General features: G+C 38.8%; 14 protein-coding genes. 13 read left to right on the top strand and 1 reads right to left on the bottom strand.

Annotation, left to right across the window (positions count from 1 at the left end; genetic code table 11):
- The first annotated feature begins 548 nt into the window (after window positions 1-548).
- From GQR39_RS09215 to ihfA, 5 genes are all read left to right on the top strand, one after another.
- Window positions 549-1604, top strand: a complete 1056-nt coding sequence (locus GQR39_RS09215; RefSeq protein ID WP_101216599.1) for a DUF2066 domain-containing protein — start codon at window positions 549-551, stop codon at window positions 1602-1604.
- Window positions 1604-2314, top strand: coding sequence for a DnaA regulatory inactivator Hda (gene hda / locus GQR39_RS09210; protein WP_024600452.1), 711 nt, complete (start codon window positions 1604-1606; stop codon window positions 2312-2314). Before GQR39_RS09215 ends, hda begins: the two co-directional genes overlap by 1 nt.
- A gap of 332 nt (window positions 2315-2646) precedes the next feature.
- Window positions 2647-3627, top strand: a complete 981-nt coding sequence (gene pheS / locus GQR39_RS09205) for a phenylalanine--tRNA ligase subunit alpha (RefSeq protein ID WP_165735429.1) — start codon at window positions 2647-2649, stop codon at window positions 3625-3627.
- A gap of 15 nt (window positions 3628-3642) precedes the next feature.
- A complete protein-coding gene (gene pheT / locus GQR39_RS09200; RefSeq protein ID WP_007580344.1) occupies window positions 3643-6030 on the top strand; it encodes a phenylalanine--tRNA ligase subunit beta in 2388 nt (795 codons plus the stop codon).
- A gap of 2 nt (window positions 6031-6032) precedes the next feature.
- Window positions 6033-6332: an integration host factor subunit alpha gene (ihfA, locus tag GQR39_RS09195; protein WP_002960690.1), complete on the top strand. Its 300-nt coding sequence runs from the start codon at window positions 6033-6035 to the stop codon at window positions 6330-6332.
- 240 nt (window positions 6333-6572) lie between these two features.
- Here ihfA and GQR39_RS09190 read toward each other — a convergent pair whose 3' ends face one another.
- Window positions 6573-7373, bottom strand: coding sequence for a DUF2989 domain-containing protein (locus GQR39_RS09190; RefSeq protein WP_165735428.1), 801 nt, complete (start codon window positions 7371-7373; stop codon window positions 6573-6575).
- 174 nt (window positions 7374-7547) lie between these two features.
- On the opposite strand from GQR39_RS09190, the gene GQR39_RS09185 reads away from it, so the two are divergent.
- The 8 genes from GQR39_RS09185 (at window position 7548) to GQR39_RS09150 (ending at window position 17894) form a co-directional block, all read left to right on the top strand.
- Window positions 7548-8990 carry a glyceraldehyde-3-phosphate dehydrogenase gene (locus GQR39_RS09185; protein ID WP_010554014.1) on the top strand — a complete coding sequence of 481 codons (1443 nt, stop codon included), beginning with the start codon at window positions 7548-7550 and terminating at the stop codon, window positions 8988-8990.
- Between the two features lie 183 nt (window positions 8991-9173).
- On the top strand, window positions 9174-10301 hold the full coding sequence (locus tag GQR39_RS09180; protein WP_010554015.1) for a M14-type cytosolic carboxypeptidase: 1128 nt from the start codon (window positions 9174-9176) through the stop codon (window positions 10299-10301).
- Window positions 10302-10677: 376 nt separating this feature from the next.
- Window positions 10678-12180, top strand: coding sequence for an alanine/glycine:cation symporter family protein (locus tag GQR39_RS09175; protein WP_024593066.1), 1503 nt, complete (start codon window positions 10678-10680; stop codon window positions 12178-12180).
- 139 nt (window positions 12181-12319) lie between these two features.
- On the top strand, window positions 12320-12646 hold the full coding sequence (locus GQR39_RS09170) for a hypothetical protein (RefSeq protein ID WP_024593065.1): 327 nt from the start codon (window positions 12320-12322) through the stop codon (window positions 12644-12646).
- 1 nt (window position 12647) lies between these two features.
- Complete coding sequence (locus GQR39_RS09165; RefSeq protein WP_007378333.1) at window positions 12648-12929, top strand: DUF1315 family protein; 282 nt, start codon at window positions 12648-12650, stop codon at window positions 12927-12929.
- The gene (locus tag GQR39_RS09160) at window positions 12919-15600 is read left to right on the top strand and encodes a DUF349 domain-containing protein (protein WP_165735427.1); all 2682 of its coding nucleotides are present in this window, start codon (window positions 12919-12921) and stop codon (window positions 15598-15600) included. Before GQR39_RS09165 ends, GQR39_RS09160 begins: the two co-directional genes overlap by 11 nt.
- A 366-nt stretch (window positions 15601-15966) precedes the next feature.
- The gene (locus tag GQR39_RS09155) at window positions 15967-16521 is read left to right on the top strand and encodes a DUF1439 domain-containing protein (protein WP_002960677.1); all 555 of its coding nucleotides are present in this window, start codon (window positions 15967-15969) and stop codon (window positions 16519-16521) included.
- Between the two features lie 68 nt (window positions 16522-16589).
- Window positions 16590-17894 carry an AarF/ABC1/UbiB kinase family protein gene (locus tag GQR39_RS09150; RefSeq protein WP_024608102.1) on the top strand — a complete coding sequence of 435 codons (1305 nt, stop codon included), beginning with the start codon at window positions 16590-16592 and terminating at the stop codon, window positions 17892-17894.
- Window positions 17895-17916: the final 22 nt, after the last annotated feature.

Below are 17916 nucleotides of genomic sequence, written 5' to 3'. Positions count from 1 at the left end.
TTTTTACGTCTGCAGAAAAGTAAATGTGCGTAATTAATACACACTACATCAACACGCATCACGTAGGGCGGGCGAGCATAGCGACTCCCGACGCTAGAATCACAGCAAAATCCCTTAATATCTCAGTCGGCCAATAAATTAGCATTTGCTACGTGACTTTCTACTGCTGTGGGCACTACGACATTCTACTGCGTAGCGCACCGACTTCACATTGTAGAGAGCCCGAATCTAACAATTAGATTTTTACGCCTGAAGAAAGATTAAATGCGAGCCAATAACGAATAATCTTAACCATAACATCATCAAGTACTTACATTAAATACCTTCATGATCTAACTAAACCCGAAAGGTTCGCGTTTTAAAAGTGTAGTAAAGTTAAATGTAGGTAAATAGCGTACAACTCACTCAACTATCTTATTCATATTTAATCTTTTTTACTTTCTATAAAAGCTAATTGCTTTCATTTCCTTAGATAACAAATTTAATTTTGCTTTGTTACTGTCTTTGATTTAGGATCAAATCAGTTTAAAACCAAGAACTAACAGCCTGTGTATAGATTATTAATTAGCGCCATATCCATTTTATTTTGTTTTTCTGCGTCGGCAGTTGAAGTAACTGATCTATATCAAGATATTTTAAAAGTGGATGACAAAACACGAGACACTCGATTAGCTGCGAGTCGTAAAGCTTTGCTCAATGTTTTAGTGAAAGTAAGTGGTGATGAAACTGCGGATCAAAATAAATTAGCGCAGCAACGCACTAAAGATATTTCTGATTATATGCTTAAGTTTGAATATGACGAGAGAGCAAATGGACAATTGAACCTCGTTGTTAAATTTGAAGCTCGAAAGATCAATGCGTTAATCAAAGAGTTAAACTTACCTTTATGGGGAGTGCAACGCCCGTTAGTCGCAATATGGTTAGGTATTGAAGACAATTGGCGCAGAGAATTAGTAACACAAGAAAGTTACCCGCAATTAGAGCAGTTAATTTATGACAAAGCAGGACGCCGTGGTCTACCTGTCGTTGTGCCATTACTTGACTTACAAGATAGACGTTTAGTAGGTATTCCTGAGGTATGGGGTAACTTTTCAGAACCAGTAGAAGAGGCCTCTAGACGCTACAGTGCTGAGCGAAGTATTACAGCAAGAATGTATAAAGAAGCAGATAGCGAAAATTGGATTTTAGATTGGCGTTTTACTAATGATGATCAATTTGATTCAAATAGATTAACGGGCGATAAGCAGCAAATAGTGAGTCAAATGATTGATACCTTAGCTCGAGGCCTTGCAAGCGAGTACGCTATTGATCCAAATGCTTATTATGAACAAGCCGCAGCCACGCTAACATTAAAAGGCACGCAAAGTTTTGTTGATGTTGAATTAGCAAAACAAAGATTATTGAACTTAAGCGTTGTTACGCAAGTTAAAATTGTTCGTAAAACTCCAGAATTTGTAGAATTTAAACTAAACCACACTGGTAATCTAAGTGATCTTAAAAAAGGGCTAGGGTTAGACTCCTCATTTAAAGATTATGAGGATCCACGCGCTTTTTATCATGTTGTTGATAAAAATAGCTTAGAGTATCAATGGATAACGCCATAATGCTAACTTCTGAGCCGATGCAAATGGCATTACCGGTTACCTTGCCGGATGACGAAACATTTGCTTCGTACTTTGGTGGGGAAGATTCGTTAGAGGTTAACCATTTAAAAGATAGCTTTTCGAAGTTAGCTAAAAAGTTTCAGTATACTTATTTATGTGGGTTAGGTGATTCGGGTAAGTCTCACCTTTTGTATGCAACCTGCATTAAAGCACAAGAGCGTGGTTTATCTAATATGCTGCTGTCTATGCGCGAAGTAGTTGACTTTGGACCTATGGTATTAGACGGTTTAGAAGCGCTTGATGTTCTATGTATTGATGACGTGCATTTAGTTGCAGGGAATGATGCATGGGAAAAAGCACTATTTAACTTTTTTAACCGGTTTAACGAACCCGGAAAAATGTTAGTAGTAACTGCCGATTTACTTCCTAGCATGCTCAATATCTCGCTGCCTGACTTAGAGTCTCGTTTAACGTGGGGGACAACCTTTCAAATTCGTTCTATGAGTGATGACGATAAAGCACAAGCACTTGTTAAGCGCGCTCATATGCGCGGTCTTGAATTAAGTGATGAGTGTGCACGCTTTTTACTAACCCGTTTAAGCCGTGATATGCGTGCTTTATTAGATGTACTCGACAAATTAGATCATGCATCTATGGCAGCACAGCGAAAATTAACTATTCCTTTTATAAAATCAACGTTAAAGCTGTAGTAGGTCTAGAATCTAGACCCTGCTTTCAGTTATCATAAGCTATTACCAGAGCGTGTTTACCTTTCCTGATTGGAATTTGTTTAATTTAAGGATGTTTAATTGCGTTGCGTGGGCTGCGACATAGTTTTTATGTAAAACCTGAGCAATAAAAAAACACTCCCAAAAATTATTCAAACAGCACGTTTTTGGCTTTTATACAGCATTGTCACGCGATTCGTGCAGGAAACTACACCGTATGTACTTTGTCTAAAAGCCAAATACAGTGCAAAAAACAATCTTGAAAGGCCAGCACGCTCTTAAGCAATCACCTTCTGTGAAAGATCAGGTATCGAATGAACTTAGAAAATATATTAGCGCAAGCACTTGAGGCGGTAGCCAGTGCCAGTGAAATCGCGCAGTTAGAAGATATCAGGGTTAATTACCTTGGTAAAAAAGGCGAAATCACCAGCTTACTTAAAACGTTAGGTAAAATAGCACCTGAAGAACGTAAAGAAGCAGGCCAAGTTATAAACCAAGCTAAACAAGATGTACAAACTGCTATTAACGAAAAGCGTGAATTGCTTGCAAGTAAAGCACTTGAAGAAAAGCTAGATGCTGAAACTATAGATGTAACTCTACCAGGGCGTGTTATGCCTACCGGCGGTTTACACCCTGTTACGCGCACTATTGAGCGTATAGAAAGCTTTTTTGGTGAGTTAGGTTTTGAAGTTAAATCTGGTCCAGAAATCGAAGACGATTTTCATAACTTTGATGCGCTAAATATCCCTGAGCACCATCCGGCACGTGCTGATCATGATACCTTTTATTTCAATCCTAAATTAGTACTACGTACACAAACCAGTGGCGTGCAAATTCGTACTATGGAAACTGAGCAGCCACCACTGCGCATTATTTCACCTGGACGCGTATACCGTAACGATTACGACCAAACACATACACCTATGTTCCATCAGGTTGAAGGTTTAATGGTTGATACCGATGTTAGCTTTACTGAGCTAAAAGGTATTTTGCATGATTTTTTACGTAACTTTTTTGAAGAAGATATGGAAATTCGTTTCCGTCCTTCATTCTTCCCGTTTACAGAACCTTCAGCTGAAGTAGATGTTATGGGTAAAGACGGTAAGTGGTTAGAAGTACTAGGCTGCGGCATGGTACATCCAAATGTACTTAAGTCTGTGGGCATTGACCCAGAAAAATACACCGGCTTTGCTTTTGGTATGGGTGTAGAGCGTTTAACTATGTTGCGCTATGGCGTAAACGATTTGCGTGCATTTTTCGAAAATGACTTAAAATTCCTGAACCAGTTCCGTTAAGAGTGAAACAATAAAATGAAATTTAGTGAAAAGTGGTTAAGAGAGTGGGTTAATCCTGCTATTGATACGCAAGCTCTTTCGGAACAGCTTTCAATGGCTGGTCTAGAAGTTGATGGCGTTGAGCCTGCTGCTGCCAAATTTAATGGCGTAGTTGTAGGTGAAGTTGTTGAATGTGGACAACACCCTGATGCAGATAAACTGCGTGTTACCAAAATTAACGTAGGTGGCGATGAGCTACTTGATATCGTGTGTGGTGCACCAAATTGTCGTTTAGGTATTAAAGTTGCTGTTGCAACTGTGGGCGCTGTACTGCCTGGTGACTTTAAAATTAAAAAAGCCAAACTACGCGGCCAACCTTCAAACGGAATGCTATGTGCTTTTGTTGAGCTAGGTATTAGCGAAGAAGGCGACGGCATTATGGAATTGCCAAGCGATGCACCAGTAGGCACTGATTTACGTGATTACCTAGGTCTTGATGATAATATTATAGATGTTGATTTAACACCAAACCGTGGTGACTGCTTAGGTATAAAAGGTCTAGCACGCGAAGTAGGCGTTTTAAATAGTATTGACGTAAACGTATTAGATATTCCAGCTGTTACTCCAACAATTGATGACAAAGTATCAATTGAGCTAGTTAATGAAGATGCATGTCCTCGTTACCTTGGTCGTGTGATAAAGGGCATTAACCTTGATGCAGAAACACCGCTTTGGATGGTTGAAAAGCTACGTCGCAGTGGCGTACGTTCAATCGACCCAGTAGTTGATGTTACTAACTATGTATTACTTGAACTTGGTCACCCAATGCACGCGTTTGATTTAAATGCGATTGAAGGTGGTATTAAAGTACGTAGTGCAAACGCAGGTGAAGAACTTGTTTTATTAGACGGTAACACCGCTAAATTAAACGACACAACACTTGTGATAGCCGATCATAACAAAGCACTTGCAATTGCAGGTATTTTTGGTGGTGAACAATCAGGTGTTACAGATAAAACATCTGATATATTACTTGAAAGCGCATTTTTTAATCCTGTAGCAATTGCAGGGCAAGCACGTAGCTACGGTTTACACACTGATGCTTCACACCGTTATGAGCGCGGTGTTGATTTTGCTCTACAACATGATGCAATGGAACGTGCAACAGCACTTCTTCTTGAGATTGTGGGTGGTCAAGCAGGCCCTGTAGTTGAAGCTGTTGCGGCCGACAAACTACCAAAAGTGACTGAAGTACGTCTTCGTCGTGCACGTTTAGACCGTGTTATTGGTCATCATATTGAAGATGCTAAAGTAACAGATATTCTTACGCGTTTAGGTCTTGATGTTAAAGTAGAAAATGAAAGCTGGAGTGCGGACGTACCAAGCTACCGTTTTGATATTCGCATCGAAGAAGATTTAATTGAAGAAGTAGCACGTGTTTACGGTTACAACAGCATTCCTAATGTTGCACCAACTGCAAAACTTAAAATGACGACACATAACGAAGCAACGATTGCGCTTAGCAAGTTCCGTAATACGTTAGTGACTCGTGGTTACCAAGAAGCAATTACATACAGTTTTGTAGACCCTAAAGCACAAGCTATTTTACACCCAGAGTGTAAAGCAATGGTATTACCGCACCCTATTTCAATTGAAATGTCAGCGATGCGTGTAAGTTTAATGCCGGGTTTATTAGCGTCTGTAGCATATAACCAAAATCGCCAACAGCCTCGCATTCGTTTATTCGAACATGGTCTTAAATTTATAAGCGACGAAAGTGCAGAAAATGGTGTTTACCAAGTACCGGTTATTGGCGGCGTTATTACGGGTCTTGTAAATGGTGAACATTGGGTTGAAGAAAAACGTAACGTTGATTTTTACGATTTAAAAGGTGATGTTGAAGCCTTACTTGCAATTACTAATGACGTTACTCGCTTTGAAATTAAAGCCGAGCAGTCAGATGGACTTCACCCTGGTCAATCAGCTGTAATATATGTTGATGGCAAAAAGGTTGGTTTTTTTGGTGCTTTACATCCTCAAGCTCAAAAGTCGTTAGATATCAACAACGCAACTTTTGTTTTTGAAATTGAAATGTCAGCAATAGAAAAAAGAAATTTACCGCAAGCAGAAGGGGTGTCTAAATTCCCTTCAAATCGCCGCGACATCGCGATTTTAGTGGCAGACAGCGTTAAATCTGGCGACATTTTAAGCGTGATCGAAAAAGTTGGCGGAAATCAATTGGTTGACCTAAACTTATTCGATGTGTATAAGGGCAAAGGTATTGAGCCAAATTATAAGAGTTTGGCGATTGCTCTAACACTGCAAGCGGTTGATAGAACACTCGAAGAGAAAGATATCAATCTAGTAGTTGATAACGTGGTGGCCGAATTGGCCGAACAGTTTAATGCATCGTTGAGGGACTAGATATGGCGCTTACTAAAGCCGACATAGCTGAACACCTATTTGAAAAGCTCGGGATCAATAAAAAAGATGCCAAAGATTTAGTTGAAGCGTTTTTTGAAGAAATCCGCTCAGCGCTAGAAAAAGGCGAGCAGGTTAAGCTCTCTGGATTTGGTAACTTTGATCTTCGAGACAAAAAAGAAAGACCAGGCCGCAACCCGAAAACAGGCGAAGATATTCCTATTTCGGCACGTCGCGTGGTGACTTTTCGACCAGGTCAAAAGCTTAAAACCCGCGTAGAAGTGGGCACAAGCAAAGCAAAATAAAAAAAAGGCAGCGTAAGCTGCCTTTTTATTTGCCTGAATAACCTAGTTATTAAACTATACCAACCTGCATAAATATTTGATCAATTTAATGAATTAAATTGCACTATAACGTCGTTAAAAATGTTTTATTTAGAACAACTAGATACAAAAATTTTTGCCTAGTTCTAGCGTAATTTCCTTAACGTTCAATAGACCCCATATATAAGCAGATTGGTATTAGGTTATTTTTGCGATTATAAATTAAAACTCTCGAGGAGATACAAAATCACCTGCCATTATTTGCTGAAATGTTTGCTCTGCAAGTACATCTAGGCTGTCTAAGCTTTTACCATTCGTTATTAATTGCTGCTCAATTTCAAACACGTCAATATTTTCAATCCCCGACATTTGCGCTACTTTAGAAAATATATATGCATGCTTAAATTTATCATGTTTATAAAAAAGACTAATAAGTGATGTATACACTTCAGGATTCGGTACGTTGTCTTTTTTATTGAGCTCTAAAGTTTTATAAAGCAAATCAATGGTTTTTTCATCGTCGAACTTAATATAGTACGATGCTAAAAAAAATTGCATTTCGGCACTTTGCGTTACACTTTTGTCATTTTCTATCGCCAATAATTTAGTCAGTGCGTTTTGGTTATTATTTCGTGACCATTGGTAGTAGAGCAAACCTGGATGGTTCGTATTATGGGTATCTTGGTATAACCGAGTCATTTCTTTAATGCTCGTTAATTGACCGTCAATACGTGACGTTTTTTTAGCTTTTAACTTAATATGTTCAATTTTGGCAGCCACAGTTATACATTGGTTATAGGATTCAAAGTCTTTGAGTAATTGGTATTTATTTTCATCAGTAGGGTCTTTGTATTCTATGTAACGTTTGATAATTACATCAGAACGCTCATCCTTGCAGTGGCTGTCTTTGTTTAAGTCGCTACAAAAGCCAGGTGTTTCTTTGCACACTTGTGCGAGTGTCAAGGGCTCTTCACACCCTGTCAACGTTAGCAAACCCAATAGTACACTTGCTTTTTTAAGCATCCCTTAACCCCAAATGAATATCTACCTTGTTATTCTAACGCAATCATTTAATGCCTAACAGTAGAGAATAACTTCAGATTAAATTAGAATAGCCCAGCCTGAAGTGCATTACTCTCAAAATATAGTGCATTTTTAAAGGCTATCCGTTCAAAATGATAAACTTAGGTAAATAAAATGACCTCATCTCACGAGTTAGAATACACAAATAGTTGGCAAGAGCGCCAAGATTACGCAGAAAGCATGCAACCAATCATTGGTAAACTTTACCGTAATCGTGGTATCGAAATCGCTGTATATGGCCGTCCTCTCGTAAATGCCAGTACTATCGATATTATCAAATCTCACAAAACCGTTGCTCAGTTTGAAGGCACTAAATTACGTTTGCGTGAAAGCTTCCCATTTTTAGAAGCTATCAGCAAAATGGAATTAAACTCTGCACGTATTGATATTGGTAAGCTTGCATATAGTTATTTGTTCACTGAAGCTGCAAAAGGCCGCTCAGTAGAAGAATTTGTAAAAGATGAACTTGCAGAAATAGCTGACTTACCAGCGAAAGAACCACGCGATGTTGTATTGTATGGTTTTGGTCGTATTGGTCGTTTACTAGCGCGTTTATTAATTGAAAAATCAGGTCCATATTCAGATTTACGTTTGCGCGCTATTGTTGTGCGTGGCGGTAAAGAGGGTGATCTTGAAAAGCGTGCAAGCTTACTGCGTCGTGATTCAATTCACGGTCCATTCAATGGCTCAATCACTATTGATAAAGAACGTAACGCAATTAAAGCCAACGGTAGCTACATTCAGGTTATTTACGCTAACTCTCCTAGCGAAATTGATTACACTCAATACGGTATCGACAATGCATTAATTGTTGATAACACCGGTATTTGGAAAGACGAAGCGGGCCTTGGCCAGCATCTAGAGTGTAAGGGCGCTGCAAAAGTATTATTAACAGCGCCTGCAAAAGGTAATATCAAAAACATCGTATATGGTGTTAATAACAAAGATATTTTACCTGAAGATAAAATTGTTTGTGCAGCAAGCTGTACAACCAATGCAATTACACCAACGCTTAAAGCACTAAACGATAAGTTTGGTATTAATAATGGCCATGTTGAAACTGTACACTCGTACACGAACGATCAAAACCTTATTGATAACTACCACAAAGCAGAGCGCCGTGGCCGTGCCGCAGCACTTAACATGGTAATTACTGAGACAGGGGCTGCAAAAGCGGTTTCAAAAGCATTACCAGAGCTTGAAGGCAAATTAACAGGTAACGCAATCCGCGTACCTACACCTAATGTGTCGCTAGCTATTTTGAACCTTAACTTAGCAACAAGCACATCAGTTGAAGAGCTAAACGCATTTTTACGCGATACTGCACTTCATTCAGACTTACGTGACCAAATTGATTACACAGCATCAACGGAAATTGTTTCTACCGATTTAGTAGGTAGCCGTTACGCAGGCGTTGTTGATTCACAAGCAACGATTGTTGAAGATAACCGTATTGTTTTATATGTATGGTACGACAATGAGTTTGGTTACAGCTGCCAAGTAGTTCGTTGTATGCGCGATATGGCCGAAGTGTCATTCCCAAGCTTACCTCGCTAATTTATTTGCAGTGACTTAAAAGCCAGCATGTTGCTGGCTTTTTTGGTCGTGTATTATTTTTAAAGCGTATGCCTTGTGATAGGCTTTAATTAAGAAAATGCACATTCGTTTTACTATTTACAAAATAATGTCAGTTCTGTGAATTAATAAGCAGATAAACTTATTCAACCTAAAGGTTTTTTCATGAAAATCAGCAGCAATTTCGACAGTGGTAATATCAAAGTTATTGAAGCCACCGATCCTTTAAATATTCAATTAGAAATTAATAAAGATCACCAGTCTGAATTTTATCAGTGGTTTCACTTTCGTCTTGAAACAACGCCTTACCAATTGCATAAGTTAAATATTAATGAGCTTGATAAATCAGCTTACCCAGATGGTTGGGAAGGGTATCAAGCCGTTGCATCATATGACCGCCAAACATGGTTTCGTGTACCATCAAGCTATGAAAATGGCACATTAAGCTTTGAAATTGAACCAGAGTGCGGCAGCGTGTATTTTGCTTACTTTGCGCCATATAGTTACGACCGTCATTTAGATTTATTATCTTGGGCACAAAGCCAAGGCGCTTGCCAACTAATAACGCTCGGTGAAACACTCGATGGCCGCGATATGAGTGTGCTTAAAATTGGTGAGCCAAGTGAAGATAAGAAAAACATCTGGATCACAGCACGTCAACATCCAGGTGAAACAATGGCGCAGTGGTATGTAGAAGGGCTATTGCACAAATTACTTGATGACGAAGACCCACATGCAGCTGCATTATTGTCAAAAGCAGTATTTTACGTTGTACCAAATATGAACCCTGACGGCAGCGCACGCGGACATCTGCGTACTAACGCTAAAGGCGTTAACTTAAATCGTGAATGGCAAACACCAAGCATGGAAAATAGCCCTGAAGTTTACTTAGTGCTTAATAAAATGCGTGAAGCTGGCCTAGATATGCACCTTGATATACACGGTGATGAAGCTATCCCGTATAACTTTGTTGCAGGTAGTGAAGGTATTCCAAGTTACGATGCTCGTCTTAAAGGCCTAGAAGATAGCTTTAAAGCAGCGCTTTTAACTATTACTCCAGAGTTTCAAGATGAACATGGCTATCCAAAAGATGAGCCAGGCCAAGCTAACCTTACAGTAGGCTCATCAGCTACAGCTGAAGAATTTAAAGCATTAACGTACACAATTGAAATGCCATTTAAAGATAACAACGATTTACCAGATCCTGATTACGGCTGGTCAGATCGTCGTTCATATCAGTTTGGTCAAGATACATTAGCGGCTATTGTTAATGTTGTTGATAATCTAAGATAAAACGTTTATTTGAAGGGTATCAATAGTTTTGATGCCCTTTTTACTTTTAGTAAAACCCCTTTTACAAAAAATAATAATCATATAGCAACTTCATTTCAAAATGTTTTTAACGTTTCTTCGCGGCGTATCATCACCGTATCGGTACAAATCAATCTACTTTCATTTAAATACAACTGATGTGGTGCCTTACAATAGCTCCTTAATTAGATATTTTGAAAATTAAGTGTTAACAAGGTTGGGGTACTTAAGTTAAGATTAATTAAATAATGAGTCGGGACGGGAAAGGTGAAACCTTATTTCGTGAAACTTATGTTGCGTAGTAGCTAAAGCTGAGTCTCGTAATTAAAAATAATAAATATAACTATAGAGGATATCCATGGAAGCTTTTGTAAGCGCTGTTAATGATGTTGTTTGGAGTAATGCACTCATCTATTTATGCCTAGGCGCAGGCTTGTTTTATTCAGTGTTAACTCGATTTGCTCAAGTTAGACATTTTAAAGAAATGTGTAAGCTATTATTTAGTCCTAACACGTCTGATAAAGGTATCTCATCTTTTCAAGCCCTTGCAGTATCGTTATCTGGACGAGTAGGTGTTGGTAATATCGCAGGTGTTGCAGCAGCTATCGGTTTTGGTGGGCCAGGTGCTATTTTTTGGATGTGGGTTGTTGCTTTTCTAGGAGCAAGTACCGCATACGCAGAATCTACTTTAGGCCAAATTTATAAAACAGAAGAAAACGGGCAATATCGTGGTGGCCCAGCATATTATTTTGACCGTTGTTTAGGGCAAAAATGGCTAGCTGTGTTATTTGCTGTTTCGGCAATTATTGCCTGTGGTGTTTTTCTGCCCGGCGTACAAGCAAATGCGGTAGGTAATGCGTTTACCCAAGTATTTGGCGATGGAAATATGGTCACTACTAGCTTTGGTGACGTAGGCAGCTTTAAGTTAGTCGCATTGGCAATTATCCTTATTGTTTTAGCATTTATTATTTTTGGCGGTATAAAACGTATTGCTAACTTTACGCAAATTGTGGTGCCATTTATGGCGCTTGGTTACATAGTATTGGCACTAATCGTTGTGTTTTTAAACTTAGATAAAGTGGGCGATATATTTTATTTAATTATTAGTGATGCATTTACCGCGCAGGCCGGTTTTGGTGCTGCTATTGGTTGGGGCGTCAAACGTGGTATATATTCTAATGAAGCAGGCCAAGGTACTGGGCCCCATGCAGCAGCTGCTGCAGAAGTAGACCATCCTGCTCAACAGGGGTTAGTACAAGCTTTCTCTGTTTATGTTGATACCATCTTTGTGTGTACAGCAACAGCGTTGATGATTTTAATAACGCAGCAATACAATGTTGTGGGTGAGTTACCAGCAGGACAGTTTATTGTACAAAATGTTGATGCAGCCACTGAAGTAGGCTCAGCAGCCTTTACTCAAATGGCTTTATTTAGTGTATTTGGCAGTTTTGGACAAGCATTTGTGGGTATTGCATTGTTCTTCTTTGCCTTTACTACAATACTTGCTTATTACTTTATTGCAGAAACTAATATTGCATACTTAAATCGTTATTTTAAAGGCAGTATCCCGCTTGTTATCGTGAAATTTGTGATTATGTTTATGGTGGCATACGGCATGGTTAACAATTCAGGTTATATTTGGACTATTGGTGATATTGGCGTTGGCTTAATGGCTTGGATTAACATATTAGGTATTTTAGCTATTTTCTTCGTAGCTAAGCCTGCTTTATTATGTTTAAGTGATTATGAAGAACAGAAGAAAAAGGGCGGAAAAATCACATTTGACCCAGTTAAATTAGGTATTAAAAATGCCACTTTCTGGGAAAAACGCCTAGCAAAACAGTCAAAAGACGCTGAGTAATTAAACTTAGTGAGTAACTTGGATGTTTATCGTTTCTAAATCACTTATTGGTTTAAATTCAAAAAAGACAACGAGAAATAAAACAAGTACAATAAAGGCGCCGAAAGGCGCTTTTTTTATGCGTAGTATGGAGAGAAGTATGGCGATTATTCGTTGCCCAAAATGTGCAAAATCAATTTCAGATAAACATAAACAATGTCCGCATTGCGAAAGTAACATTGCAGAGCTAAACGACGAGCAAGTTTTACAGCTTCAACGCGAACAGCGAATTAAAAAAAAGCAGATGTTTCTAAATCACTCCTTTTTGGCGCTTATCTTATTTTTAGGTGGTTTTTTCTGTTTGTACTTTTTACAACCGCAAGAAGAAACGCTTCAGTGGTATGCTTATACTGCCGCAATTGGCGTAGGTTGTATTTGGTATATTATAAACCGTATTATTTTAGTGACTCTAAAAAAGAAAAAATGACATGAATATCGACAATCTTGTACAAAATATTACTCCCGAATTATTCGAACGCTTGCAATACGGTGCTTCTACTGGCAAATGGCCAGATGGCACCGTTTTATCAGATGAGCAAAAGCAACAAACAGTGCAGTTGGTTATGTTGTATCAAGCAAAAGTGGCTCAATCAAACGAGCAATTTACGATTGGTGCTAATGGTGAAATGATCCAAAAGACAAAAGCTCAACTACAAAAAGAATTCAAATCAGACAACGAAATAGCTAGGTTTAGTGAACATGATCTTTAAGCACCTTTTTACACCGAAGTGGAAACACCCTAAGCAACAAGTACGTCTTGATGCTATCGAAAAATTAGACATTGAACGTGATGCAACCATATTAAACACGTTAGCACTTGAAGATAGCTCAGCTGAAATACGCCGCAAAGCACTACAAAAAGTAAACGATTTACCACTTTGGTGGAAAGCGTATAAACAAGATCAGGCATTAAAAGATATAGCAGAGCTGCAGATATCAAATGCTGTTTTAAATAGCGAAAGTGCACTAACACCGCAAATTAAAAATGAATACATTGAGCGCTTTGCGCCAGTAAAAACACTTGAAAAGTTAGCGTTTGCAGAAAAAGAGCTGCAAGTACGCGTTAAATTATTAAAACGTTTAGCAAATCCAAAACTAGTAGAAAAAGCATTTAAAGAAGGTAGCGAAGAGCTACAAACTCAATTAGTTGAACTTGTTATTACCCATCAATTAATTAAGCCATTAGTAAAGCATGCAAAGGATGGTGCAAAAGCAGCACTTGAAACGCATATTGAAAATGAGCGTTTAGCAATAGAAATGCCACTGCAGGTTGAAAGTGCAACACGTGTTATTTTAGCTAAGTTAAATGCTTTACGTGAAAAAACAGATTTTGGTGTTGTAAATCCACAAGCCGGCGAATTAATGGCCCAGTGGCAAGCACTTGAGCTCAAATGGCTAAGTGATGAGCGTATTAAGCTTCTTGACGAAAAATATATTTCGATTACCACTAAGTTAGATGCACACATTGAACAGCTAAAAGCGATACACGACAAAGAGCAGCAAAAATTAGCGCTACAACAGCGCCAATTGCTAGCGCTTGCAACTGTTGAAGCGTTAAGTGAAGAAATAGAAAACGCCTTACAGCTAGGCCTTGAAACACCAGAGCAAATTCAACAAGATTGGCTTGATGCAAAAGTAGCGCAAGCTAAGCAAGCTATTAGCGAAACAGAACTTGCTAATAATACGCAATCTAAACTGGCTGTAAGCAAGTTAGAAAAGCTATTTACTCAAGTTGCTAAATTACCTGAGCTAACAACGGCTATTAAAGAGTACAAACTCGCTTTTGCAGCATTATGCGAAATTAAGCCAGCAGAAGATTTAGCGCAATACGATGCAACTCTAACTGAATTTAATAATGGTTTTAAAGCAGCGCGTAGTCATTTAAATATTTTAGATGGTGCACTGCAAAGTACCTTTAAAACACAGTTAAATACGCATAAAAAGCAATTTTTAGCACCAATGAGTGAGCTAGTTAAGCCACTTGAAAAAAACCAAAGCCAAGCAAAACGCAAAGCTCGTGATGTTAAACGCCTAATTGAAGAAGGTCGTTTTAATGTTGCCTTTGGCGTGTTTAAAGGGTTTGAAGAGTTATTTAATACACTCACTGAGCAATATCAACAGCCGCTTGTAAATATAAAAGCGGAACTTGAAGCGCAACTTGCAGATGCTAAAGATTGGCAAAAATACGCTGCAGCACCAAAGCGTGAAGCTTTATTAGAAGAAGTAAGTGTATTAGTAAGTGAAGAGTGTACTGACCCACAACAACGTGCAGAGCAAGTAAAAGTGCTACGCAAACGTTGGAATGAGTTAGGTCGCTTAGATACAGATGAAGAAAAGCAACAAGGCGTACAGTTTGATGAAAAAATCGAGCTGTTATTTGCACCTTGTCGTAGTTACTTTGCAGAGCAAGAAGTACAACGCGAGGCCTCAAAAGCACAACGCGAAAGTATTATTAGCGACATGCACGCGCTTCATTTACAGCCTACGGCTGAGGATGACTTTGATTGGAAGCAATATGAAAGCCAATACAATCGTTTAAACAAAGCGTGGCGCAGTGTAGGTAAAGTTGATCCTAAAACATACCGTACACTAAACGATCGTTACAAAAGCGAGCAACAACAAGTACTGGCTTTATTAAACGCATTTCATAAAAGTAATTCTGCACTTAAAAATGAGCTAGTAGAAAAAGCGCAGCAATTATCACAAAGCGATGATTTAGCCGCTGCGTGCCAAGAGTTGAAGCAAATGCAGCAGCAATGGCAAACAATTGGTTTTGCAGGTTTAAAAGCTGAAAATGCGTTATGGCAAAAATTTCGTCAATTTAACGATGAAACATTTACTAAACGTAGTAGCGAGTTTGAGCAGCAAAAACTTGACCAAAACGAGTCAGATAAACAAGCAGTTGCAGAACTTACTGAGCTTGAAGCAGCACTTAGCGATGTAAATCAAAGAGCACAGTTGCACGACCTAGAAACAAAAGTGAAAGGGTACTCGCAATTTAGATCGTTAGCGCCAAAAGTAACTAAGCTACTAGCAGCTATTGACGATAAACTTGCATTGCTTACAAGCAAATCAGAGCAAGCTAATCTAGATGCGTTAATTACTGCACTCGAGAACAATGAAGCGTTACCAAGTCAGTATCAAGCACCGCTTAAAACAGCATTAAATACAGATCAACTTATTACGCGCATGGAAATATTAGCGAACGTAAGTTCAACTGATAAGTCACTTAGAATGGCAGAACAAGTAGCCATGTTAGATGACAAACATCGTGGCGAACATGCTGATTTAAACTATTATTTAAAACAGTTATTAGCGCTCAGTGACGGTTCAGTTGAACCTGACACACTAACGCGACTTAAAGCGACACTTGCAGCTTAATACACTAGGGCGTGTTGACCTTTCGTGGTTGAATTTGCAGCAGACTGTTTGGTATTTAGGCAAGGCAGAGTCTATGTAGTGTGGTTATTCCCCATAAATAGGCGATAACGCAGCATAAATGCCAAACATGCGCTGCCCTTTGGGTTCTTTCTAGGGACGATTAACTCTTTGTTGCTCGGTTTTGACTTAGCCCGCTAGGTTACAAACCTCACGCCGCGATTAAATCGACCCTAGATTGAACAAATTTCAATCCACAAAGGTCAACACGCCCTAGAACCAGCGTAATATATGCTGGTTACTATTTTAATAAGCCGCTTTAATAGCGGCTTTTTTATGTACCACTAATTTATAAACAAAAGGGTTCTCATGAGAATTTTAGTTATTATTGCAGCGTTATTTTTAACTGCCTGTAATACCACGCAAGGCATATCAGTATATTCATTTACTAACTCTGAGGTTGAGTCTGTACTGGGTAAGCAATTACCAAAGTTAAGTGAAAAAGTAAGCTTAATGGGTTTACCGGTTCAGTTTGATGTAAACGACTTAAGTGTTAATATTGGACCTGATAACCGCGATGTTGTTGTGCTTGGTGCCGATTCAAGCGCTGAAATTAATGCATTTGCACTTAAATACCCTGTGCGTTTAAAGCTGCAAATTGAAGGTAGCCCATTTTACGACAGTGAGAAAAAAGCAGTGTTTTTACGTAATATTAAATTACTTGATTCGAGTGTAGATGCCGGTGGTTTTAAAGGTAATTTAGGTGCGCTTGATAGCCAAGCAATGGATGTTATTAATGCTTTTTTAGCGGTTAACCCTGTTTATACCCTAAACATGGACGACCCTAAAATGATGCTACTCAGTAAACTTCCACTTGATATGAAAGTGGTTGAAGGTGCAATTAAGCTAGTACCTCGTCTATAAGTAGATCTACCTACTTACAATATACGTATTAATTAGCCTGACTTTCAGGCTAATTAGGTTTTAATATTATGGCGGCTCCTCGTACTGTTCCCACTTCTCGGCTTTCTCGCTTTGCAAAATTAGGCTCACTTGCCACAGGTGTTGCTACCAATATGTTAGTTGATGGCGCTAAGAGCGCGCTAACCGGTAAAGGTTGGGATAATAAAAGCTTGCTACTACAACCTAAAAATATTGAAAAGCTAGCCACACAGCTATCTCATTTACGTGGCGCTGCAATGAAGCTTGGGCAATTACTCTCAATGGATGCCGGTGACTTACTTAGTCCTGAATTGGCTCAGTTACTTGCTTTACTGCGCTCGGACGCGAATCCAATGCCTCATAAGCAACTTGTTGAAGTGTTAAAAGAGCAATGGGGGGATGAGTGGCTAGCGCGTTTTTCTCATATTGAGTTAAGGCCTTTTGCAGCGGCTTCTATAGGGCAAGTTCATTTAGCTTATAGAGAAAATGGCGATCAGCTTGCTGTTAAAATTCAATATCCTGGTATTGCAAAAAGTGTAGTAAGTGATGTCGATAACGTTATTTCTTTATTAACGATTTCTCGATTATTGCCAAAAGATCTCAATATTAAACCACTTATTAGTGAGGCTAAAGCGCAGTTATTAGCTGAGGCTGATTATAAGCGGGAGGCTCAGTACTTAATACGTTATAAAAATGCACTAGCAAGTAATCCCCACTTTAAAGTGCCTAACGTATATCCAGAGCACAGCACACAACAAGTACTTACTATGGAATATATAAAAGCAGAGCCCATTGAGAGCATTACAGAGCTACCTGATAGTCAAAAAAGCTTTGTTGCAGAGCAGCTCATTGATTTGTTTTTTAAAGAAATGTTTGAATTTAAATTAATTCAAACCGACCCTAATTTTGCCAATTTTCATTATCAGCTTGATACACAAAAAATTGTTTTATTTGATTTTGGTGCAACGCGAGAAATATCAACCGAGCTTAGCCGCGCTTATTTAGCTTTATTTAAAGCGGGTAGTGAAAACAACAGAGAAGGTGTACTTAGAGCGGCTTCACACATTGGTTATTTTAAAAATGACTTAGTTGATGAGTATAAAAACAACGTCATTGATTTATTCTTAATGGCGTGCGAGCCACTGAGAGCAGAAGGGGAATTTGATTTTAAAAATAGCGAACTCGCGCTCAAAATTAAAAATGCAGGGCTTGCTCTTAGTGGGCAATCTCAGCAATGGCATACACCGCCCGTTGATGCGCTATTTATTCACCGAAAACTTGCAGGACTTTACTTAATAGCCGCAAGGCTAGGTGCAAAAATAGATGTAAAAACGCTATTTCAGCACTATTTATAGCGTTTTAATTTACACGTAAGTG

This window comes from Pseudoalteromonas sp. C8 (assembly GCF_011378685.1).
In the GTDB taxonomy this organism is placed as follows: Bacteria; Pseudomonadota; Gammaproteobacteria; order Enterobacterales; family Alteromonadaceae; genus Pseudoalteromonas; species Pseudoalteromonas arctica.
Note: the sequence above shows the minus strand (reverse complement) of the source record. Positions and strands in the feature narration are given on the sequence as shown.